Raw genomic sequence first — 21,260 nt, 5'->3', positions numbered from 1 at the left:
ACCACCATTTCTAAACAGTAATATGATCCTTAATTTTGGAAAATAGCTTATCTTTTATTCCGGAAACCTTCATGATATCTTCGATACTTGAAAACTTTCCGTTCTCACTGCGATAATCAATTATCCTCCCGGCAATGCCGTCTCCGATTCCCGGAAGCGTCTTAAGCTGCTCAAGAGAAGCTGTATTGATATTAACAAGTCCGTTTTGATTATCTGTGTCAGATACATCAGAGCTCTTTACTGTGTCAAAGCTCTCTATCTGAGATTTTGATTCCTGCTCCACAGATTCTGCTATTGTCGGAATCTGTAGTTTAAGACCATCCTGAATCTGAGCTGCAAGATTAACATAAGTTTTATCGGCATTCTCAGTAAAACCTCCGGCTGCCTCAACCACATCTACTATCCTGCACTGTCCGTCAAGATAATAGACTCCCGGATTAGTGACCGCACCGCAAACAAAGACCGCGCATGTCACAGGCTCTGTCTCTGCAGGGCTTTCCGGACTCTCTAAAGGTAAAGTCTCCTCTTCTGCCGCATCCAGCACAAGCTTCTGATCATATCCTTCATCAGATAAAACCATTTCCTGTGAGTCTGCCCTTTGGCATCCCACAAGCATAACCATGATCATTAGTACTACTAGTATATTTCGCATGTTTCCTCCTAAAATAGAGGACCCCGCCATGCATTTTTAATTTTATAAAAGTTAATGGCATAACGCAATAGCATTTATTAATATTGCGTTTCTGTCATCAATCGCTATCTTCAGTAAGACCAGCAGTAATAGCCTCGTCATCCGGATCAGGAATAAGCTCTTCCGTATAGGAATCTCCCGTAACCTGCGTCATGATACTCTCAGAGACTGCTTTAAGTATTGCGTTACAGTCCTCTCCATTCCAAATCTTGGTAAAGGCTATTTCAAGTTCCATCCAAAGGTTACTGGTCTCAATAGTCTTGGGCATAGGAACTGAGTCTTTATAAACATCAACAAAGGTATATATATTGCTGTCGCTGTACTTAACACCGTAATGAGCTGCCACCTTGCCGCTACTTACGTAAATATCACCTGAATTATCATTGCAAAGATATCTTGCTACTGCATTGGCCTCTTGAATGTGCTCTGTATATCCGTTTACAACAATACAGTTTGTAACTGACATTGTCCTTGTTCCAAAATCACTTGTAAGTCCGGGCATATCGGCAACCGCAAACTCGTAAGGACACTCTCCCGCATCCTGAGCCTCTTTTATCTTGCCAAGAATGTCTGTTGTAGCTACTGTAAATACAATCTTGCCATCAATAAAGTCCGAAACAATCTTGTCATAGTCAATCTCATCGGCATCAATAGCAAAGAACTGATTAAGCTGCTGATAAATCTTCATACAGCTGATTGTATTGGTATTATAAATGTCGATCTGGTTCACATCATCACCGGCTTTGCCACCGACATTCATATAGTTTCCAACAAAGAAGTAATTGTAAAAGATATCAGTTACATCCCACTTAAATACGGCTTCAACCTGCTCCGGAGCGTTGTAGCTTTGGGCAAATTTAAGGATATCAGATATAGAAAGCGGAAGGCTGTTTGCAATCTCCTGCTCAATCATAACCTGAGTGATCTCAGTAGAAACCTCTGTTGAAGCTGCATCCTCACTAGAATCCGAAGAAGCCTCGGATGCGTTATCAATTTCTGCCTGAGCAGCTTCACCCTCCGCAGCATCTATCTCCGACTGCATATTTGCTACAGCCATTTCTTCAAGATAGGTCTTGTTATATACAAGGCTGCTTGTCTCGAAATACATAGGGTAAGCAATATATCTTCCGTTATAGGAAACAGAATTGATTGCTGCATCAGGAAACATCTCATCGGAAAGATAATCCTCGCCATCGGTAATTTCCATGGCAAGACCTGCTAAATAAGCCTTTTCCAATGAATCGTTAGTTAGAATAAAGAGGTCAGGGTAATTGTCATTTTCAAGAGAAGCCTTGTTAATAGCTTCCAGATATTCCGTACCAGACACTAAAACCGGTTCGATACGGACATTCTGATTATTCTCTGAATAAGCTACCGCCTTGCTCTGAAGGTAGCTTGTAAGCGAATCATCAGTGTACCACAATCTTACTGTTGTTCTGGTTTTGGGAAACAATGAACGATTTTCAAAAATGCTCTGTCCCGAGCGGGCGTACACTATGGTGCCCGCAAGGGTACATGCAATAAGTATAATAGAAAAAATTCTGATTCTTAATTTCATACAGACTCCAGGCATGACCGTAAAATACTGATCATGTCATCCACATTCTCTTTAGTTATAATGAGAGGTGGAACGAATCTGATAATCTCAGTCCCGGCATTAATTAATATAAGTCCATTTTCAAGAGCTTTATTTATTATCTCTGAAACAGGCCTGTTAAACACAAGTCCCTGCATCAAGCCCGCACCTCTTCTATCGATTATGAAGTCATACTCATCCTTAAGCTCGTCTAAACGCTTCTCTAAATAAGGAGCTACTTCTTTCACATTCTCTATTATATTGTCCTGTTTAAATAAATCAAGTACTTTGGAAACTGCTGCACACGCAAATGGATTTCCACCGTAGGTTGTACCATGGTCTCCTGCCACCAAAGAATTTGCGCCGACTTTCTCTGTCATAAGGAAGGCACCCACCGGAACTCCGCATCCAAGAGCCTTAGCCGTAGTCATGATGTCCGGCTTGATACCATATTTCTGCCAGGCATACATGTAGCCTGTTCTGCCCATGCCGCATTGAATTTCATCAAGGATCATGAGAATGTCCTTTTCATCACAAAGCTCCCTTATCTTGGTAAGGAACTCTTCTGTAGCCGGGAATATTCCGCCTTCTCCCTGAACAGTCTCCAGAATAATAGCGCAGGTCTTGTCTGTAACCAACGCTTCAACGCTTCCAAAATCATTGAGATCAGCAAACTTTACATTTCCGATCATTGGCTCAAAAGCTTCTCTATAATGAGGATTTCCCGTTACAGATAAAGCTCCGAAGGTTCTACCATGGAAGGAATGGTTCATGGCTATGATCTCACCATCACTCTTTCCGGTCTTTAGGTAGTGATACTTCCTTGCAGCCTTTAAGGCACCTTCAATTGCCTCTGCTCCGCTATTGGTAAAAAATACCCTGTCCATACCGGATACTTCCTTCATCTTTATGGCAGCCTCTATAGCCGGAACATTGTAATAATAATTGGAAGTATGAAGAAGCTTATCAATCTGCGCTTTTAGAGCATCATTGTATTCCTTGTTATTGTATCCAAGGGCAAAAACCGCTATTCCTGAAACGAAGTCGAGATATTTTTTACCATCAAGGTCGTAAAGATATACTCCATCGCCCCTGTCCAGAACTATCTGATATCTGTTATAGGTATGCAGAAGCGCTTTCTCGGCTTCTTCAATATAGTTTTTCATCATCTCACTCATCACGCTATCTCCTCGGCATTATCAGCCATGAACATGGTTCCGACACCCATATTTGTGAATATCTCAAGAAGCAGACAATGGGGAATTCTTCCGTCAAGGATATGCACCTTATCAACGCCTTCACGGATAGCGTTAGTGCAGTTATTAAGCTTAGGCAGCATGCCTCCACCGATATTTCCGCTTGCTATAAGAGCATCGGCCTCAGAGCAGGTGAGACGGGAAATAAATGTGGAAGGATCATTGATATCCTTGTAAACGCCCTCTATGTCTGTCAAAAAAGCCAGCTTATCAGCTCCAACCGCCTTGGCAATGGCGCAGGCAGCATCATCAGCATTGATATTATAAGTGTCAAAATTATCATCGAAACCAATAGGAGCTACAATCGGAAGATAGTCATTATCCATCATGTCAAAAAGGACCTTTGGATCCACCTTGTCAACTTCGCCCACAAAGCCTATATCCTTGCCATCGGAATACTTTTTGGATACATGCAAAAGCCCTGAATCCTTGCCGCTTATACCGATTGCCTTAACTCCCAGCTCCTGAACCATAGACACAAGCTGCTTATTAACTCTGCCAAGTACCATTTCAGCAATTTCCATGGTCTCTTCATCTGTTACTCTAAGGCCATTGACAAACTCAGCTTCTTTACCCACTTTGGAAACCCAGGTACTGATTGCCTTACCGCCGCCATGCACGATAATAGGCTTTAGTCCTACAAGTTTAAGAAGAGTAATGTCAGTAATTACGCTTTTTTGAAGCTCAGGATTACTCATTGCACTTCCACCGTATTTCACAACAATAACTTTTCTATTGAACTTCTGAATATACGGAAGTGCTTCTACAAGTACCTCCGCCTTCTTTAATACTTCCTGCATGTCCTTATCCATGGTAATATCCTCCCTAATTCCAGGTATAAATAGCTAATGATATGCGATATGTTCAGTGATTAGTTATCAAGATCTGTAATCCGCATTTATTTTTACATAATCATATGTCAGATCACAGCCCCAAGCTGTAGCACTGGCCTGTCCTTCATTCATATTCACAAAAACTGTTACAGTGTCTGCCTTCATGATTTCAAGTGCCTTGTCTTCATCAAAAACAATTGGTGTACCCTTATCAAATACCTTGAGCTTACCATTAACACTTTCAAAGAACAGCTCCACATCGTTCTGATCAAACTCTGCTCCGGAATAGCCCATAGCGCAAAGGAATCTTCCGAAATTTGCATCACATCCGTAGATAGCAGCCTTGGAAAGATTCGAACCAACTATTGATCTTGCAAGAATTCTGGCATCCTGCTTGTCCTTGGCTCCTATAACCTTTGCTTCAAAAAGCTTACTTGCGCCCTCTCCGTCAGCTGCCATCTTCTTGGCCAAAAACTCACAAACAAATCCAAGGGCTTCCTTGAAGGTTTCATAGTCCTGATTTTTCTCTGTGATCTTGTCGTTCTCAGCAAGGCCATTTGCCATGCACAAAAGCGTATCATTTGTTGAGGTATCCCCATCAACTGTTATCATATTGAAGGTGTCCTTAACCACCTCACTTACTGCCTCCTGCAAAAGAGCTTTCTCGATTGCAAGGTCTGTAGTCAGAAAAGCCAGCATTGTGCACATGTTGGGATGGATCATTCCTGAACCTTTGCTCATTCCTCCAAGTGTTACAGTCTTTCCGCCTATTTCAAAAGAAACAGCTGTTTCTTTATTGACAGTATCTGTTGTCATAATAGCCTTGGAAGCATCAGTTCCTGCCTTTATGCTATCATCCAAGGTCTTGCTCATCATATTTACTCCTGCAACAAGTTTGTCCACAGGAAGCTGCATTCCGATTACACCAGTAGAAGCCACAGCAACAGAATTAAATGGGACACCAAGGCTCTTTTCTACCGCATCAGCAGTTGCCTTGCAGGCATCAAAGCCCTCTTTTCCGGTACAAGCATTGGCTATTCCAGAATTGACAACAACCGCCTGCAGAAAATCCCCGGATTCTACAATCTGCTTATCCCACATAACACAAGCAGCCTTAACCACATTGGAAGTAAAGGTTCCGGCACACACACACGGCACTTCGGAATACAAAAGAGCCATATCTGTTCTGTCCTTATACTTGATATTAGCCTCACAACAAGCTGCTTTAAAACCCTTAGAAGCGGTAACTCCGCCCTCAATTATATTCATATTTCTCACCATCCCTTTATTTATCATGGTACAAATACAGTTTTATTGTCCTCATTAAGTGGAAGATCATAATAATTCATATCATCTCTGAGGTTCCAATTCATTTTCTGCCAGAATTTGTTTCCAACTTCATTTGTAACAAACGCATTTAAACAAACCTTGTTGATATGCTCCTTTTTAAGCTGCTCACAGCAAAAGTTCACCATCTTTTTGCCAATACCATGCATTCTGTACTTCTCATTAACACAGACATGATAAAGGCAGGCTCTTCTTCCGTCATGGCCACATAAAATAGCGCCCACTATTTTTCCATCCTCAATATCTACTACGCTGGTGGTGGGATTTCTTTTTAAAAATCTATCTATTCCCTCCAGAGAATCATCAAGACTTCTAAGTCCAAAACCATGGATGGAATTCCAAAGCTCCCATACCTCATCGTAGTCATCAATTGTCATTACACGAACCATACCTGTCTCCTCATGGACATTTGGGAACAATCCTAAGTCCCATTGTTTCATCAAGTCCAAACATAATATTCATATTCTGTACAGCCTGTCCTGCTGCGCCCTTAACAAGATTATCAATTGCCCCCATCATGATAACCCTGCCGGTTCTTTCGTCCACCTTAAAGCCGATATCCACAAAATTACTGCCCTGGACAAATCTTGTTTCAGGATATACCCCATCCTTAAGAAGCCTTATGAATATCTCATTTCCGTAATACTTCTCATAGGCAGCTCTAATATCCTGGGCTGTAGGAAGCTTTCCATCCTTCTTAACCAATGTAGCGTACTCAGTAGCAAGGATACCTCTGTTCATAGGAACAAGGTGTGGTGTGAAGTTAAGCACAAGCTTCTTGCCGGCAGCATATCCAAGCTGTTCCTCGATTTCAGGAGTATGTCTGTGGTTAGCAACACCGTAGGGTTTTACACTCTCATTTACTTCACAATAGAGATTGGCTACCTTAGCGCCTCTTCCTGCTCCTGTGACTCCACTGAGAGCATCTATAATAAGAGTATCAGGATCAATAAGCCCCTCTTTTACAAGCGGATATGCAGTCAGAATCGAGCAGGTTGTATAACAGCCCGGGTTTGCAACAAGTCTCGCACTTGCCACCTTATCTCTGTTGATCTCGCACAATCCGTAAACAGCTTCTTCTATATAAGAAGGAGCTTTATGCTCAATCTTGTACCATTTCTCGTATTCAGTTACATCTTTTAATCTGAAATCAGCAGAAAGATCAATTACCTTGACCTTGCCAAGAATATCTTCATTTATAAGAGAAGCGCAAAGCCCTTGGGGTGTCGCAGTAAAAACAACGTCCACTTCATTAGCCAGTTCTTCCATATTATCATCAAGACATTTGTCGTCTATTATTTTGAAAAAGTTTCCATATATGCTTGAAAACTCCTCGCCCACATAGCTCTTAGATCCGTACCATACAACCTCAGCTTCAGGGTGTCCCAATAGAATCCTTGCAATCTCTGCACCCGCATACCCTGTCGCACCAATAATGCCAACTTTAATCATAATATGCATCCTCTTTCCATTAAAAATGTAAGATCACTAATTGTATTGTATACAAGCTACAAATTGCCGATACAGATAAATAGCACATCGGAGCAGCTTGAAATATTTTTTTCAGTATACGACGTCAAAAAAAATAATGCAACAAAAATTTAATATTTATGCATATTTTTATATCTTTTTAAATATTTATGCAAAAATGTGTTGCATTTTATGCATTGATGATTTATATTGAACTAGTAGGCGGTTTTCCTGATTAAAAATAATCAAAAAGCCGTACAATATTAATGATAATCGAAATAAGAATATAAAGAAAGACGAGGTTATGAAAATGGCAAAAGAAAAAGTAATTCTTGCATATTCCGGCGGACTTGATACTACAGCTATCATTCCATGGCTCAAGGAAAATTACGACTACGAAGTTGTTTGCGTATGTATCGACTGTGGTCAGGAAGAAGAACTGGATGGTCTTGAGGAAAGAGCAATCAGCTGCGGCGCAAGCAAGCTCTATATTCTTGATGTAGTAGATGAATTTTGTGATGAGTACATTGTTCCATGTGTTCAGGCACACGCTGTATACGAGAACAAGTATCTTCTGGGAACTTCCATGGCTCGTCCTCTTATCGCCAAGAAACTTGTTGAAGTAGCAAGAAAAGAAGGCGCTGTTGCCATCTGCCATGGTGCTACCGGTAAGGGCAATGACCAGATCAGATTCGAGCTTGGAATCAAGGCTCTTGCACCTGATATCAAGATCATTGCTGCCTGGAGAAATGACAAGTGGACAATGGATTCCCGTGAATCAGAAATCGAATACTGCAAAGCTCATGGAATCAATCTTCCATTCTCTGCAGATTCAAGCTATAGCCGCGATCGTAATCTCTGGCATATATCACATGAGGGCCTTGAGCTTGAGGATCCTTCACTTGAACCCAATTACAAACATCTCTTAGTCCTGGGCAAAACTCCTGAGGATGCACCTGATACTCCAACTACTGTTACTATGACTTTTGAAGCTGGAGTTCCTAAGTCAGTTAACGGCAAGGAAATGAAGGTTTCAGATATCATCCGTACTCTCAACAAGCTCGGCGGCGAGAACGGTATTGGTATCGTAGATATTGTAGAGAACCGTGTAGTAGGCATGAAGAGCCGCGGCGTTTATGAAACTCCCGGCGGAACTATCCTCTACGAAGCTCATCAGCAGCTTGAAGAGTTGATTTTGGACCGCGATACCTATACAATGAAAAAAGATATGGGCAACAAGTTTGCAGATATAGTATATGAAGGGAAATGGTTCACTCCTTTAAGAGAAGCTGAGCAGGCTTTCATCCAGTCCACTCAGAAATATGTAACAGGTGAAGTTACATTCAAGCTCTACAAGGGCAATATCATTAAGGCAGGCACCAAGTCTCCTTATTCTCTCTACAATGAGAGCATTGCCTCCTTCAAGACAGGTGATCTCTACGACCACCATGATGCAGAGGGCTTTATCAATCTCTTTGGACTTTCATGCAAGGTTCGTGCTATGAAAATGCAGGAAGTAGAATCTAATAAGTAATTAATGAATTCTTTGGTTCTTCTAATAGGTTACTTAGTTTTAACAAATATAGTAGGGTTTGCCTTAATGGGAATTGATAAGCGGAGGGCGAAACGAAACGCCTTCCGTGTTCCTGAGGCAACCCTATTTTCTGTGGCAATCGTAGGCGGAAGCATTGGTTCCATTCTGGGAATGCTTGTTTTCAGACACAAGACCAAGCACTGGTATTTCACCGTTGGTCTTCCGCTTATTCTTTTAGTTCAAATTTTACTGATTGCATTACTAATTTGGCTTCCTATCTCCTTTAGCTTCATATAAAATAATGGAGAAGTATGAAAAAGTTTTAAGTTTTGTCAGAGGGAAAAGAAATGCATATAGCGGTTTGTGATGACAATATAGCTGACAGGAAGCAGACGGAAAGGCTCCTGGGCAGACAGTCTGATCGTTTCTTTAAAGAAATGGGGGAAAGACTCTACATTGATTCCTATGGAAATGTAGAGGCATTTTTGCGCTATCCTCAAATGTACGATGGGCTTTTTGTGGATATGACCCTTGAAGAGCCAACAGGCTTTGAAATCGTCAAGCTCCTTTTAAAAGATGGTGTTGTTAGGCCCATTATCCTATGTGTTTCCAAGATAGATTACAGAAAGCAGTATGAAGAATCCGGACTTGATATCCCTAATCTCATGTTCATAGATAAGCCCCTTAAAGTTGCAGAGCTTTCTGCTATGATGGACAAGATCAGAGAAATCAAAGGTGACCCTATTCCCACTCTGGAAATTCGTGGCAAGGACGGCACCTTCTATGCCAAGGAAGATGATATAGTATTTGTCAAAAAGCACGGATCCGAACTTCTCATACACATCGCTGATGGTCAGGTTATTTCCCTGATTGATGAAATCTATAATTTCTACAGTCAGTGTGAAGTTTTTCCACAGATTTGCCCTATAAGTGATTACACCCTTATAAATGTTAATCACGTTAAAAAAACAAGCTTTGGAAAAGTAACTTTGGATAACGGCGAAACTTTTGGTGTTTCTTTTGCCTACAGAAACTCTATAGCACAAGCAAGAGAAATCATAAGTAATAAGTCCAAAGAATCATAAACAAAAGAAAAATCAACTAGCCCTTAGGTTAGTTGATTTTTTTAACGCTTTCGCCTTCTATCATATGACCTTCAAGAATCATGATACCCTGTCTGTATCTCTCTCCGCTTATCTTACGTATAAGGTTAAGAATAGCATTTCTGCCCATTTCATAGCTGTCTACCCCGTATGTTGTAAGCCTTATATCGCATAGTCCCGGGAACAAATAGTTATCGTAGCCCACAACGGAAATATCATCAGGAACCTTATAGCCGTTCTCGTTCAGCTTTTTAATAAGCATACTGGCTGCCAGATCGCAGTTACAAACAAAGGCTGTAGGCATCTCCTTGGGAAGCTTAAAATATTTGTTATAATCCATAACTCCCGAATCAAGATCCCTGTCATAAATGATCCAGTCACCTCTGTAGGGCTGGCCATGCTCCATAAGAGACTTGGTATATCCAAGGTATCTGTCTGTAATTGTTCCCGATGCCAGAATTGTACCAACAAAGGCAATATCCTTGTGTCCCATATCGAAAAGATAATTTGTAAGGCAATAAGCTCCGTTATAACTGTCAGAAACAACGGCGTCCTCGTCTCCCGTATGATTGCAGAAATCCAGGTAGACCATAGGTATTCCGCTTCCATCCTTTATTGCCTTCAAATATTCCTGATCAAGTCTTCCCACCACAACGATTCCATCTATCTTATTATCCTCAACCAGTCTTGGTGTGACCTTATTTTTTTCGTTTTCAACGGAAATAACCTCCAGCATGGTAAAGCAGCCTTTATCCATAGCAATCTGGGATACCTGCTGATGCATCCTTGTATAAAAAGAACTATATTCACTCATGAAGTTCTCTGAAATAAGAACCCCAATGGTATAACTCTTACTTGTGAAATCCTGTTTCCTTGATACCGAAGGAACATACCCCATATCATTTGCCAAGGCATGAATCTTTTCTCTGAGTTCTTCGCTCATTCCCTTTTGTCCGGATAGAGCCTTGGAAACAGTAACTGTGCTTACGCCTATTCTGTCTGCAATATCTTTAAGTCTTACTGTCTTAGCCATAAACATTCCTCTCAAAAGTGTACTAGAAATAGTATAAACTAATTTTAATCTAAAATACACTAATTAATTTATCTGATTTTGTGAACTAATATTCACAATAATTGTTCAAATTGGCCTATTGAAAAGTTGCAAAGATATAAGTTTTTCATGATATACTAATCAGGTAGTGCCAATTAACCTGCACTTTGCATAAAAAATACAAATAATTGTCAGATAGGAATAGCAATGATCGCACTTAAGATATCAAATAAAAAAAACTTTATGGCCAAGCTTCTTGCCAGTGAATTATTTGAAGAATTTCTTGTGGAAGAGGCTACAGTTGAGACCTTTAATACCTTCCACATTGACGGTCACATACATAAAGATTTTTACAAAAACGATGACACAGTGCCTGAGAGTACACTTTCCGAGGATTTCTCCAAATGGAAGGACCTTCGTCCTCTTTGCCTTGATTTGATCAAAGGTAAAAGAACTCCCCTTGGTTTTAAGTTTATCTTTCACCCGGATAATGCTACCAAAAACGCCGTTGTTGAAAGTGCCGATGCAGGAATCAACCCTGACGAGGTTCTTCTTGGCATAAACATACGCTTTACCGGAGATACAATTCTGATTACTACAGGATGTACCTTTAAGATTTTTTCTATGGATAAAACAATAGAAAAAGCCTGGGATGAATACATCCCAAGCTTTCTTGTCAAAGCAAACATAGAAACAATCGATTACGAATGATATTTGTTAAGTATTACAATCAAGGACTCGTACTTTGGCTTGATCTGATTATAAAGAGGCTCGTAACCTTCCATGGACCCTGCCCTCAGAATTTCTGTCAGTTCGCATACCGGAGTAAGGAATCCCTTTAACCCCAGGTTTGCGCCTACACCTTTAAGTGTATGGACAGCTTTAAAAGCTTCCGACACATTTCCCTCTGCCAAATACTTGGTCAGATCGCTCATGCTCTGGTCATTGAGAAACTTGAACATAAACTTGGCAATAAGGTCTTCATTTCCCATGAATCTGTCTAATATCTCGTCCCAGTCGACACCCCATTCAATTAACTCGCTCTTGAATCCTGCGTCCATAAGCCACCAAATACCTTTCACGAAAAAAAGTATATAATATAACTCATAAATTGATTATACATCCTTTACAAGTAGGCTTCAACTTTAGGACACTTTCTTTATTATAATTTAAGACTTAACAGAATTACTCCATTTTACTGAGCTTCTCAGCCTGATCAGCAGCAATCAGAGAATCAATGATCTCATCTATATCACCGTCCATGATCTGGTCGATTTTGTAAAGAGTAAGCCCGATTCTATGATCCGTAACTCTTCCCTGATGGAAATTATAGGTTCTTATCTTCTCGGATCTGTCTCCGCTTCCTACCTGGCTTCTTCGAAGCGCAGCCTCATCGTTATGTTGTCTTTCCTGCTCAAGCTCATAGAGCTTGGCTCTAAGTACTCTAAGAGCCTTAGCCTTGTTCTGCTGCTGGCTCTTCTCATCCTGACAGGAAATAACAATTCCTGTTGGGAAATGAGTTAGTCTTACCGCAGAGTCTGTGGTATTGACACACTGACCGCCGTTTCCTGATGCTCTGAACACATCAAACTTGCAGTCATTCATATCAATCTCAACTTCCACATCCTCAACTTCCGGCATAATAGCCACCGTTATAGCGGAGGTATGAATTCTGCCTCCTGACTCTGTAGCCGGAATTCTCTGTACTCTGTGAACACCACTTTCAAACTTAAGTCTGGAATATGCTCCATTTCCCTTGATCATGAAGCTGACAGTCTTAATACCGCCAATGCCGATATCTTCAACGCTCATTGTCTCTACGCGCCAGTTCTGTCTCTCAGCATATCTGGTATAAAGCCTATACATATCAGCAGCAAATAAAGCTGCCTCATCACCGCCAACTCCAGCTCTGATCTCAACGATTACGTTCTTATCATCATTGGGGTCCTTGGGAAGAAGCAATATTTTAAGTTGATTCTCCAACTCAGGAATTCTGTCCTTGGCAGCCTGGAGTTCCTCTTTAAGCATTTCCTTCATATCCGGATCTGATTCTTCATCCAGCATCTGAAGGCTCTCTTCTATGGTATCATTGCATTTCTTGTACTCACTGTAGCATTCAACAAGTGGTTCCAGATTCTTTTGCTCCTTCATGAGCTTTCTAAATCTCTCCTGGTCTGCAGCAACAGTAGGTTCATTTAGTTCCATTGTGATATCTTCGAACTTGCGAATGATATCTTCTATCCTATCAAACATGTTTCTATCTCCATTATTCTATAAGCTTTCATTACATTACAAAGAAAACACTCCGTCTAAATAGCTAATAGAAGCACGCTGATACTACTCTGTCATTTCCTCCAAGGTCCTTAATAACCTGAATATCGTGATATACCTTTTTATCCTCAAGCATTTCCACAAGAGCCTGTCCCTGGTCATACCCTATTTCCAGGAAAAGATATCCGTTTGAATTAAGGAACCTTGGAGTTGTCTCCACAATTCTTCTGTAAAAAACAAGACCATCCTCTGCACCGTCAAGGGCAAGTCTTGGCTCGTATTCCTTAACCTCAGGAGCTAGGCTATCGATCACGCTGCTGGCAATATATGGCGGATTCGAAACAATAATATCAAACTTTCCCATATCTTCATCCGGGAAAAGATCTGTCTCTACAAATATAGCTCTGTCTGAAAGTCCCAGCCCCTTGGCATTACTTCTTGCCACTTCAAGGGCTCCGGCAGAAATATCTGTGCACACTGCAGTTGTATTATTGGAATAATTAAGGAGACTTAGAGCTATACATCCTGATCCTGTGCAAAGGTCCATGATTCTCATGCCATCTTCCTGAAATCTCATAACTTCTTCAACCAGTGTTTCTGTGTCCTGCTCAGGAATAAGGACATTCTTATCAACCTTAAAATCAAGGCCCATAAAGCTCCAGCTACCAATAATATAGGCAACAGGCTCTCTCTTAGCTCTCCTGTCTATCATAGCAAGGTATCTATCCTCTTCCTCTGCAGTTACCTTTCTGTCAGGATGCGCTAAAAGAGTGTTATGATCTGTTCCACATGCGCATTCTAAAAGAAGCCGGGCATCAAGCATAGCTTCTGTGATTCCGGCTTTCTTTAGGTTTTCTGATCCAGTTAAATAAATATCTCTGTAATTACTCATTTACTTCTTCGTCATCTTTTAACCAGCTGTCGTCTATTTCATAACCGAAAGAATCCTTAAGAAACTCCTTCCAGTCAAATACAGCCTCAACAGACTTAATTGCAACTTCTATCATATCTTCATCCGGTTCCTTGGTTGTAAGCTTCTGAAGCCATAACCCTGGAGCGGAAAGAACCTTTATAAGGAAAAAGTCATATCTTCCTGCAAGGCTGATAAGCTCGTAGGAAATACCTGCAATAACAGGAATAAGCAGTATTCTTACAAGAATTCTAAGAGCATAGGAGTCAACTCTTATAAAGAAAAACAGGATAATACTTACAAGCATTACAAAAAGAATAAAGCTGCTTCCACATCTCTTATGAAGTCTTGAACTTCCCTTAACATTCTTGGCTGTAAGAGGTCTGCCTTTTTCAATACAGTTAATGCACTTATGCTCTGCACCGTGATATTGGAAAAGACGCCTGATATCCTTCATGCATGAAATCAAAAGGATATACAGAATGAAAATCACGATTCTAAGAACGCCCTCAATAATGGCAATCATAGAATCATTTCTGATATATTTGCTAAGTATCTCAGAAAGTGCATAAGGCAGGACCATAAAAAGGCCTATCGCAAACAGGAAGGAAATTGCTGTAGTCACAACCATAAGGAAGGTGTCCTCATGTCCACCTGATACAGCCTCAATTTCTTCATCAAGCTTAGTAGGCTTCTCATTACCCTCTTCGTAAAAAGAAGAAGAATAATTGAGAGACTTAAGTCCTAAGATAAGTGAATCTATGAATACAAATATACCTCTGACAAATGGAATGTTGAGAAGCTTACTTCCGTAAGCAATTCCGTGGTATTCGTCAATCTCAACCTCTATCTCACCATTAGGCTTTCTGACTGCAACAGCGTACATGTCCTTGTTCTTCATCATTACGCCCTCAAGTACAGCCTGTCCGCCTATTCCTGAGTAATGTCTTACTTTTCTTTTCCTCATACTACACCTCAAAAATCGTAAATGTAAAAAAGAGGTCGAGGCTAATGCCTCAACCTCTTTATTTTACTAAATAGATTACTGGTTGTTCATGCCGTATTTCTTGTTGAACTTATCAATACGTCCACGAGCACTTGTAGCCTTCTGCTGGCCAGTATAGAATGGATGGCACTTTGAGCAAATTTCTACGTGAATCTCACTCTTTGTTGATCCAACTGTGAATGTGTTACCGCAGTTGCAAGTAACAGTGGCCTGATGGAATTCTGGCTGAATGTCCTGTCTCATCTCTTCTCACCTCTCTATATACAAAAAATCTTCTAATTAACTATAGTTACCGCTGTTCTTCACAACAGCTATATCAATATAACATAATTAAATGTCAAGCGCAAGTATTTTTTCATTAAAATTGGCATAAAAAACTATAACACGCCCTTGTCCCCTATCAGAGCTTATGCAGCGCTCTGTTAAGGAATTGCCTTGTTCTTTCTTCTTTGGGATTACCAAAGATTTCTTTAGGCGAACCCTGTTCTACCACTACACCGCCATCCATGAAAACTACCCTTGATGCCACTTCCTTGGCAAATGACATCTCGTGAGTAACAACGACCATAGTAGTGCCCTCAAGTGCAAGCTTTTTCATAGTCTCAAGTACCTCACCGGTAAGCTCGGGATCAAGAGCACTTGTAGGTTCGTCAAACAGAATAACCTTAGGTTCCGGGGCAATTGCCCTTGCTATTGCTACTCTCTGCTGCTGTCCTCCGGATAGCTCTCCCGGATAATAATATGCTCTGTTCAGCATTCCAACCTTGGCAAGAACCTCCAGAGATATCTCTTTTGCCTTATCCTTAGGTATTTTTCTGGCTGTCACAAGGCCTTCCATAACATTTTCCAAGGCCGTCATATTATTAAACAGATTAAAACTTTGGAATACAAAGCCCATTTCCATTCTGAGCATCTTTATGTCCTTGGAGGACATTCTGGCCATATCACCCTTGTAATCATCAAAAATGATCTCACCGATATCAGCCTTTTCCAGAAAACTCATGCATCTTAGAAGTGTTGTTTTACCTGATCCGGATTGTCCGATTATAGCAACAACTTCCCCCTTATCAACTTTAAAGTCCATTCCCGACAAAACTCCGGTACCGGAAAAAGACTTATGCAAATTATGTATCTCCAGCATTTTCTTCACCACCTGCAATTATTCAGACTATAGCCTTATAACCGGCGTCTGCCTTCTTTCCATCACTCTTCCAGACAAGCTTCTTTTCAAGATATCTCTGAAGCCAGGTAAGAGCCGTCGAAAAGATAAGATAAATAAATGCTGCCTCCAGATACAAAGCAAAGGGCTCATAGGTTCTTGCTGCAATCTGCTGAGCTGTGGTAAACAGGTCAATGACTGTAATACTTGAGGCCAGAGCGGTATCTTTTAACAAACTGATAAGGTTATTAAAAAGATTAGGAAAAGCTACCGGGAATGACTGGGGTAAAATAATCCTTGCCATTGCCTGAGGATAGTTAAGTCCAATCATATAAGCCGCTTCCAGCTGTCCCTTAGGAATAGCAAGAATAGCTGATCTGAAAACCTCGGCATTATAAGCTCCCAGGTTAAGGCCAAAGGCCAAAACTGCTGATGGAAACGCATCCAGCGTAATACCAATATTGGGAAGTCCGAAGAATATGATAAAAAGCTGAACTATAAGAGGCGTTCCCCTGAATACCCAAATATAAAACCTTGCCACCTGTCTAAGGACCTTGATATTGGCCACCTGGATAAGTGCCAAAAGAAGGCCCACCGCAAGACTCAGTGCAAAAGACAAAAGTGTTAAAGGTATTGTAACCTTGATTCCGGGTACAAGAATCTTAAAAAATGAACTTGTTAATATTCCAATAAGTCTTTCACTCATATATTACTTAGTAATATCCTGTCCAAAGTATTTATTTGAAAGGGCTGTAAGAGTTCCGTCCTCAGCCATTTCCTTAATTGCCTTATCAATGGCACCGCGGAGCTTCTCAGTCTCTTCTCCCTTTCTGAGAGGAATGGAAACCTCTGATGCTTCTTCTGTAAGAGCAATGATCTTGATAGGAGCATCAGGATGCTCACCGAGATAATCATAGAAAGAAACTTCTGCATTTAAAGTAGCATCAACTCTTCCTGACAGCACCATATCAATGGTCTCTGAAAGTGTATCAACGTTCTGAACCTCAGCGCCAAGAGCTGCCGCCATGTCAGCATAGGTTGAGCCAAGTGAATTGCTGGTCTTCTTACCCTTAAGATCATCAAAAGATGTAATGTCGCTGTTATCATTCTTAACTACCAGCGCTGTTCTGATAAATGCATAAGGTTCTGTGAAGTCGTACTTTTCTTTTCTTTCATCTGTAATCTCAACGCCGTTTATGATAAGATCGTATCTTCCGCCGTCAAGGCCTGTAAAGAGGCCGTCCCACTCGCCTTCTACAAACTCAGCTTCAACACCGATTCTCTTAGCAATCTCTTTACCAACCTCTGTATCAAAGCCAACCAGTTCTCCTGACTCATCATGATAAGTCCAGGGAGCCCACTGGCCTTCCATGGCGATTATAATCTTACCTCTCTGAGTGATAGTGTCCAAAAGATCACCGGAAGCATTTACTTCAACATTATTTCCTGCGTTACCTGACGCACTTTCTGTACCTGATGAAGAGCAACCTGTAAGAGCACCTGCTAAAAGTGTTGCTGCCAAAGTTAGTCCAAGAACTTTTTTGCTTTCAAATAACATCATATTCATCTCTCCTCTTATGTTTTACGCAATCAAATTGCATTTGTATCACTCATTTTACATAATAAAATTCATTCTGTCAAAATCCTATCATTCCACTAGGAAATAAGGTAAAAAGAGCGCCGATTGACAATTTCAGCGCTTTTTCATTTATTTTTTAATAGGAATTTAACAGCTTTGAACTATCTGTTCAGATATTTCTTTAATTTGTTTCTGATTCTCTGCATGGCATTATCTGTAGACTTCTCATCTCTGGATAATACTGCTGAGATTTGTTTGATACTCATACCGGTAATATAAAGGTCAAGAACCTGAGTTTCAAGAGGACTAAGCTCGCTGTCAATGGCTTCTTCCAGGGCCTTTAAGTTCTCCTGGTCGATAACATGCTGCTCAGGAATCATGCCGGGATCAGATTCCAGAAGTTCTTCCAAGGCTGCAGAAGAGTCTTCTCCCATGTCCTCTCTTTTGGCATATATAGAGATATAGCTGTTAAGAGGACCATGCTTTTTCCTGGCCATGGTCTTAATGGCTGAATACATCTGCCTCGAAATGCAAAGATCTGCAAAGGTAGCAAAACTGGCATCTCTTCCGCAGTCATAATCCCTTACAGCCTTAAAAAGACCTATCATGCCCTCCTGAATAAGATCGTCCTTGTCAGCTCCAAGTACAAACATGGAAGCAGCTTTTTTCCTGACAAGATTCTTGTACTTGTTCATGATATGGTCTACACCGGCTGGATCATCGCCATCACGTATAGAAAGGATGAGTTCTTCATCCGTCATTTCCTTGTACCTGTTATCACTCATATTCTCACAGTCATGCCTCTTATAGAAATCGGCATCCATCTATATTATGATAATCTCTGTCTTACAACTTCAAATGCAAGAACGCCGCAGGCTACAGAAGCGTTAAGTGAATCAATATCTCCCTTCATAGGGATAGATGCGATCATATCGCACTTTTCTCTTACAAGTCTTGAAACTCCGCTGCCCTCATTGCCGATTACAAGTCCGATGGGCCCCTTTAAATTAAGCTGATACATTGTTGTGCCGCCCATATCAGCGCAGGCAAACCAAAGTCCCTTATCCTTAAGTTCCTCTATGGTATTGGCAATATTTGTAACCTTGGCTACTGGTGTGTAGTTAATAGCACCGGCTGAAGCCTTGGCAACAGTTGCTGTAAGAGAAGCTGCCCTATGCTTGGGAATAATAACTCCATGAGCACCGGCAAGGTTAGCTGTACGAATGATAGCTCCCAGGTTGTGAGGATCCTCAATATTGTCAAGAATGATCACAAAAGGATCTTCACCCTTCTGCCTGGCTCTTTCAAGGATGTCGTCAACCTCTGCATAGTTATAAGATGCGCCATAGGCAATTACACCCTGGTGCTTACCTGTCTCAGAGAGCTGGTCAAGACGCTCTTTTTTGACAAAAGAAATAACGGTATCCTTGTGTTTCTTGGCTTCTCTAAGGATTGTCTGAACAGGACCATCCTTGCAACCATCAAGGATAAATACTCTATCGATGGTCTTGCCTGAACGGAATGCCTCAAGTACGGCATTTCTTCCTTCTATAATTCTGCTCTCAAAATTTTCTTCCATATATACCTCGTTTTCGTTACTCCAGGACATCAAGTCCAAGCCTCTCGATTCCCATATTCACAAGTTCCATGGCCCTATCCAGATCCCCAGTCAGGTAAAGAAATCCCATGACCGCTTCAAACCCTGTCGCATCAAGATACTCAATAGTTGAAGCATTTTTGGCCTTGGTATGGGGTTTGGAATTACGCCCCCTTCTATAGTAGTCCTGTTCTTCCTGTGTAAGGTCATCCATAAGAGCCTTGACCATAGCAGACTGAGTCTGTGCCTTAACTATACTGCTAGCCCTCTTGTGAAGATTATTAACCGCAGTGTTGCCCTTATTGACCAGTATTGATCTGATAATAATGTCAAAAAAGGCATCACCTATATAGGCCAGTGTAAGAGGCGAATATGTCCTGATATCCTGTGGCTGTATTCCAAATTTCTCATTTATAAACGCATTCAAATCAGCTGCCATTTAACTCCCTCACGAGTATCCTTGATCTCTACGCCCTTCTCTAAGAGCTCTGCTCTTATAGCATCAGCTGTTGCAAAGTCCTTGGCTTTCTTGGCATTTGCTCTTCTCTCAATAGCATCAAGGATGAACTTCTCAAGCTCAGGATCAACACTTTGACCCTCAGAAAGGCTCTTGGCATGTCCAACAAGATCAAGTGAAAGAACCTTATCAAAGCTCTCAACAAGTGCAAGCTTGGTTGCATCGTTAGTGTCAGCCTTAAGAGCATCATACAGAACTGTAACTGCCATTGATGTATTAAGATCGCTGCATACAGCATCAGCAAATTTGCCTTCAAACTCAGCCTTTACTGTCTCATCTACTGCGCCATCTTCCTTAAGCTCAGATACTCTTTTTACAAGCTTATTAAAGGCCTGAGCTGCCTGATCAAGAGCCTCATAGGAGAACTCAAGTGGCTTACGATAATGTGACTGGAGGCAGAAGAATCTGTAAACCAGTGGATCATAGCCTTTTTCCTTGAGAACAGAAACTGTAAGGACTGCTCCCTTGGACTTACTCATCTTGCCTGATTTGTCATTAAGGTGGTTGGAATGGAACCAGTATTTGCACCATTCATGGCCAAGATAGCTCTCTGACTGGGCAATCTCATTTGTGTGGTGAGGGAAGATATTATCTACACCACCGCAGTGGATATCGATAAATTCCCCAAGGTGCTTCATTGAAATGCATGAGCACTCAATGTGCCATCCGGGATAACCTACTCCCCATGGACTCTCCCACTTAAGAGCCTGATCTTCAAACTTGGACTTTGTAAACCAGAGAACAAAGTCTGTCTTATTTTTCTTGTTAGTATCCTCTTCTACGTCGTCACGAACACCCACCTGGAGCTGCTCTTTTTCTACCTCTGAAGAGAAAACATAGTAATCTTTGAGCTTACTTGTATCAAAATATACGTTTCCGCCTGCAACATAGGCATAGCCCTTCTCGAGAAGAACTTCTACCATATGAATAAACTCAGGAATGCAGTTTGTAGCTGGTTCTACCACGTCAGGACGCTTATTTCCAACAGCATCAAAGTCATTAAAGAACGCATCAGTATAGAACTTTGCGATTTCCATTACAGTCTTGTGCTCTCTCTTTGCGCCTGAAAGCATTTTATCTTCGCCGGTATCGGCATCTGAAGAAAGATGACCTACATCTGTGATGTTCATAACTCTTTTTACATCGTATCCTGCATACTCAAGGGATTTGATGAGAGCATCCTGCATGATATAAGTTCTGATATTACCGATGTGAGCAAAATGATAAACTGTAGGTCCGCAGGTATAAATTGAAACCTTGCCCTCCTCGCGAGGATTAAACTCTTCTACAGTTCTATCGAGGGTATTATAAAATGTAAATTTGTGTGCCATGTTATTGTATTCTCCTGATTATTATCTTT

General features: G+C 41.1%; 24 protein-coding genes. 4 read left to right on the top strand and 20 right to left on the bottom strand.

All coding sequences use genetic code 11. The annotated features are described in order from the left end of the window. Nucleotides 1-10: 10 nt before the first annotated feature. The 7 genes from G613_RS0100940 to argC all read right to left on the bottom strand — a co-directional run bounded on the left by G613_RS0100940 (nucleotide 11) and on the right by argC (nucleotide 7,155). On the bottom strand, nucleotides 11-652 hold the full coding sequence (locus tag G613_RS0100940; RefSeq protein ID WP_029674348.1) for a helix-hairpin-helix domain-containing protein: 642 nt from the start codon (nucleotides 650-652) through the stop codon (nucleotides 11-13). Between the two features lie 97 nt (nucleotides 653-749). Then, complete coding sequence (locus G613_RS0100935; RefSeq protein ID WP_029230858.1) at nucleotides 750-2,249, bottom strand: sugar ABC transporter substrate-binding protein; 1,500 nt, start codon at nucleotides 2,247-2,249, stop codon at nucleotides 750-752. After that, the gene (locus G613_RS0100930) at nucleotides 2,246-3,445 is read right to left on the bottom strand and encodes an aspartate aminotransferase family protein (RefSeq protein ID WP_330361432.1); all 1,200 of its coding nucleotides are present in this window, start codon (nucleotides 3,443-3,445) and stop codon (nucleotides 2,246-2,248) included. The genes G613_RS0100935 and G613_RS0100930 overlap by 4 nt, the downstream gene beginning before the upstream one ends. Beyond that, nucleotides 3,445-4,335, bottom strand: coding sequence for an acetylglutamate kinase (gene argB, locus G613_RS0100925; protein WP_029230856.1), 891 nt, complete (start codon nucleotides 4,333-4,335; stop codon nucleotides 3,445-3,447). The genes G613_RS0100930 and argB overlap by 1 nt, the downstream gene beginning before the upstream one ends. Before the next feature lie 66 nt (nucleotides 4,336-4,401). Then, entirely contained in the window at nucleotides 4,402-5,625 is a 1,224-nt protein-coding gene (gene argJ, locus G613_RS0100920; RefSeq protein ID WP_029230855.1) for a bifunctional ornithine acetyltransferase/N-acetylglutamate synthase, read from the bottom strand. A 23-nt stretch (nucleotides 5,626-5,648) separates the two neighbouring features. After that, nucleotides 5,649-6,092, bottom strand: coding sequence for a GNAT family N-acetyltransferase (locus tag G613_RS0100915; protein WP_029230854.1), 444 nt, complete (start codon nucleotides 6,090-6,092; stop codon nucleotides 5,649-5,651). A gap of 10 nt (nucleotides 6,093-6,102) precedes the next feature. Beyond that, nucleotides 6,103-7,155: an N-acetyl-gamma-glutamyl-phosphate reductase gene (gene argC / locus G613_RS0100910; protein ID WP_029230853.1), complete on the bottom strand. Its 1,053-nt coding sequence runs from the start codon at nucleotides 7,153-7,155 to the stop codon at nucleotides 6,103-6,105. A gap of 328 nt (nucleotides 7,156-7,483) precedes the next feature. Here argC and G613_RS0100905 point away from each other — a divergent pair, with 328 nt between their 5' ends. The 3 genes from G613_RS0100905 to G613_RS0100895 are packed head-to-tail and all read left to right on the top strand — an operon-like array spanning nucleotide 7,484 to nucleotide 9,792. Next, entirely contained in the window at nucleotides 7,484-8,707 is a 1,224-nt protein-coding gene (locus G613_RS0100905) for an argininosuccinate synthase (RefSeq protein WP_029230852.1), read from the top strand. Nucleotides 8,708-8,710: 3 nt separating this feature from the next. Then, nucleotides 8,711-9,004 carry a DUF1294 domain-containing protein gene (locus G613_RS0100900; RefSeq protein WP_029230851.1) on the top strand — a complete coding sequence of 98 codons (294 nt, stop codon included), beginning with the start codon at nucleotides 8,711-8,713 and terminating at the stop codon, nucleotides 9,002-9,004. Nucleotides 9,005-9,054: 50 nt separating this feature from the next. Then, nucleotides 9,055-9,792 carry a LytR/AlgR family response regulator transcription factor gene (locus G613_RS0100895; protein ID WP_029230850.1) on the top strand — a complete coding sequence of 246 codons (738 nt, stop codon included), beginning with the start codon at nucleotides 9,055-9,057 and terminating at the stop codon, nucleotides 9,790-9,792. Between the two features lie 28 nt (nucleotides 9,793-9,820). On the opposite strand, the gene G613_RS0100890 is transcribed toward G613_RS0100895, so the two are convergent. Continuing rightward, nucleotides 9,821-10,843, bottom strand: coding sequence for a substrate-binding domain-containing protein (locus G613_RS0100890; RefSeq protein WP_029230849.1), 1,023 nt, complete (start codon nucleotides 10,841-10,843; stop codon nucleotides 9,821-9,823). Between the two features lie 225 nt (nucleotides 10,844-11,068). Here G613_RS0100890 and G613_RS0100885 point away from each other — a divergent pair, with 225 nt between their 5' ends. Continuing rightward, complete coding sequence (locus tag G613_RS0100885; protein WP_029230848.1) at nucleotides 11,069-11,572, top strand: DUF5721 family protein; 504 nt, start codon at nucleotides 11,069-11,071, stop codon at nucleotides 11,570-11,572. Here the strand turns inward: G613_RS0100885 and G613_RS0100880 are convergent. The 12 genes from G613_RS0100880 to cysS form a co-directional block, all read right to left on the bottom strand. Next, a complete protein-coding gene (locus G613_RS0100880) occupies nucleotides 11,563-11,922 on the bottom strand; it encodes an Hpt domain-containing protein (protein WP_029230847.1) in 360 nt (119 codons plus the stop codon). The genes G613_RS0100885 and G613_RS0100880 overlap by 10 nt on opposite strands. A gap of 124 nt (nucleotides 11,923-12,046) precedes the next feature. After that, nucleotides 12,047-13,114 (bottom strand): peptide chain release factor 1, encoded by a 1,068-nt coding sequence (gene prfA / locus G613_RS0100875; RefSeq protein WP_029230846.1) that lies wholly within the window; start codon nucleotides 13,112-13,114, stop codon nucleotides 12,047-12,049. A 64-nt stretch (nucleotides 13,115-13,178) separates the two neighbouring features. Then, complete coding sequence (gene prmC / locus G613_RS0100870; protein ID WP_029230845.1) at nucleotides 13,179-14,024, bottom strand: peptide chain release factor N(5)-glutamine methyltransferase; 846 nt, start codon at nucleotides 14,022-14,024, stop codon at nucleotides 13,179-13,181. After that, nucleotides 14,017-15,009, bottom strand: a complete 993-nt coding sequence (locus G613_RS0100865) for a DUF1385 domain-containing protein (protein WP_029230844.1) — start codon at nucleotides 15,007-15,009, stop codon at nucleotides 14,017-14,019. Before G613_RS0100865 ends, prmC begins: the two co-directional genes overlap by 8 nt. A 75-nt stretch (nucleotides 15,010-15,084) precedes the next feature. Beyond that, on the bottom strand, nucleotides 15,085-15,291 hold the full coding sequence (gene rpmE, locus G613_RS0100860) for a 50S ribosomal protein L31 (protein WP_026488091.1): 207 nt from the start codon (nucleotides 15,289-15,291) through the stop codon (nucleotides 15,085-15,087). Nucleotides 15,292-15,448: 157 nt separating this feature from the next. Next, a complete protein-coding gene (locus G613_RS0100855; protein WP_029230843.1) occupies nucleotides 15,449-16,189 on the bottom strand; it encodes an amino acid ABC transporter ATP-binding protein in 741 nt (246 codons plus the stop codon). 22 nt (nucleotides 16,190-16,211) lie between these two features. Then, nucleotides 16,212-16,913 (bottom strand): amino acid ABC transporter permease, encoded by a 702-nt coding sequence (locus tag G613_RS0100850; RefSeq protein ID WP_029230842.1) that lies wholly within the window; start codon nucleotides 16,911-16,913, stop codon nucleotides 16,212-16,214. Nucleotides 16,914-16,916: 3 nt separating this feature from the next. Further along, complete coding sequence (locus G613_RS0100845; protein ID WP_155827999.1) at nucleotides 16,917-17,768, bottom strand: transporter substrate-binding domain-containing protein; 852 nt, start codon at nucleotides 17,766-17,768, stop codon at nucleotides 16,917-16,919. 179 nt (nucleotides 17,769-17,947) lie between these two features. Beyond that, nucleotides 17,948-18,571 carry an RNA polymerase sporulation sigma factor SigH gene (gene sigH / locus G613_RS0100840; RefSeq protein ID WP_029230840.1) on the bottom strand — a complete coding sequence of 208 codons (624 nt, stop codon included), beginning with the start codon at nucleotides 18,569-18,571 and terminating at the stop codon, nucleotides 17,948-17,950. A gap of 44 nt (nucleotides 18,572-18,615) precedes the next feature. Further along, nucleotides 18,616-19,365, bottom strand: coding sequence for a 23S rRNA (guanosine(2251)-2'-O)-methyltransferase RlmB (rlmB, locus tag G613_RS0100835; protein WP_029230839.1), 750 nt, complete (start codon nucleotides 19,363-19,365; stop codon nucleotides 18,616-18,618). Nucleotides 19,366-19,381: 16 nt separating this feature from the next. Continuing rightward, a complete protein-coding gene (locus G613_RS0100830; RefSeq protein WP_029230838.1) occupies nucleotides 19,382-19,822 on the bottom strand; it encodes a Mini-ribonuclease 3 in 441 nt (146 codons plus the stop codon). Then, nucleotides 19,807-21,231 carry a cysteine--tRNA ligase gene (gene cysS / locus G613_RS0100825; protein ID WP_029230837.1) on the bottom strand — a complete coding sequence of 475 codons (1,425 nt, stop codon included), beginning with the start codon at nucleotides 21,229-21,231 and terminating at the stop codon, nucleotides 19,807-19,809. Before cysS ends, G613_RS0100830 begins: the two co-directional genes overlap by 16 nt. Between the last annotated feature and the right edge of the window lie 29 nt (nucleotides 21,232-21,260).

Source organism: Butyrivibrio sp. VCB2006, assembly GCF_000420945.1.
GTDB lineage: Bacteria > Bacillota > Clostridia > Lachnospirales > Lachnospiraceae > Butyrivibrio.
The sequence above is the reverse complement of the archived record's forward strand: the minus strand, read 5'-3'. Positions and strand labels throughout refer to the sequence as shown.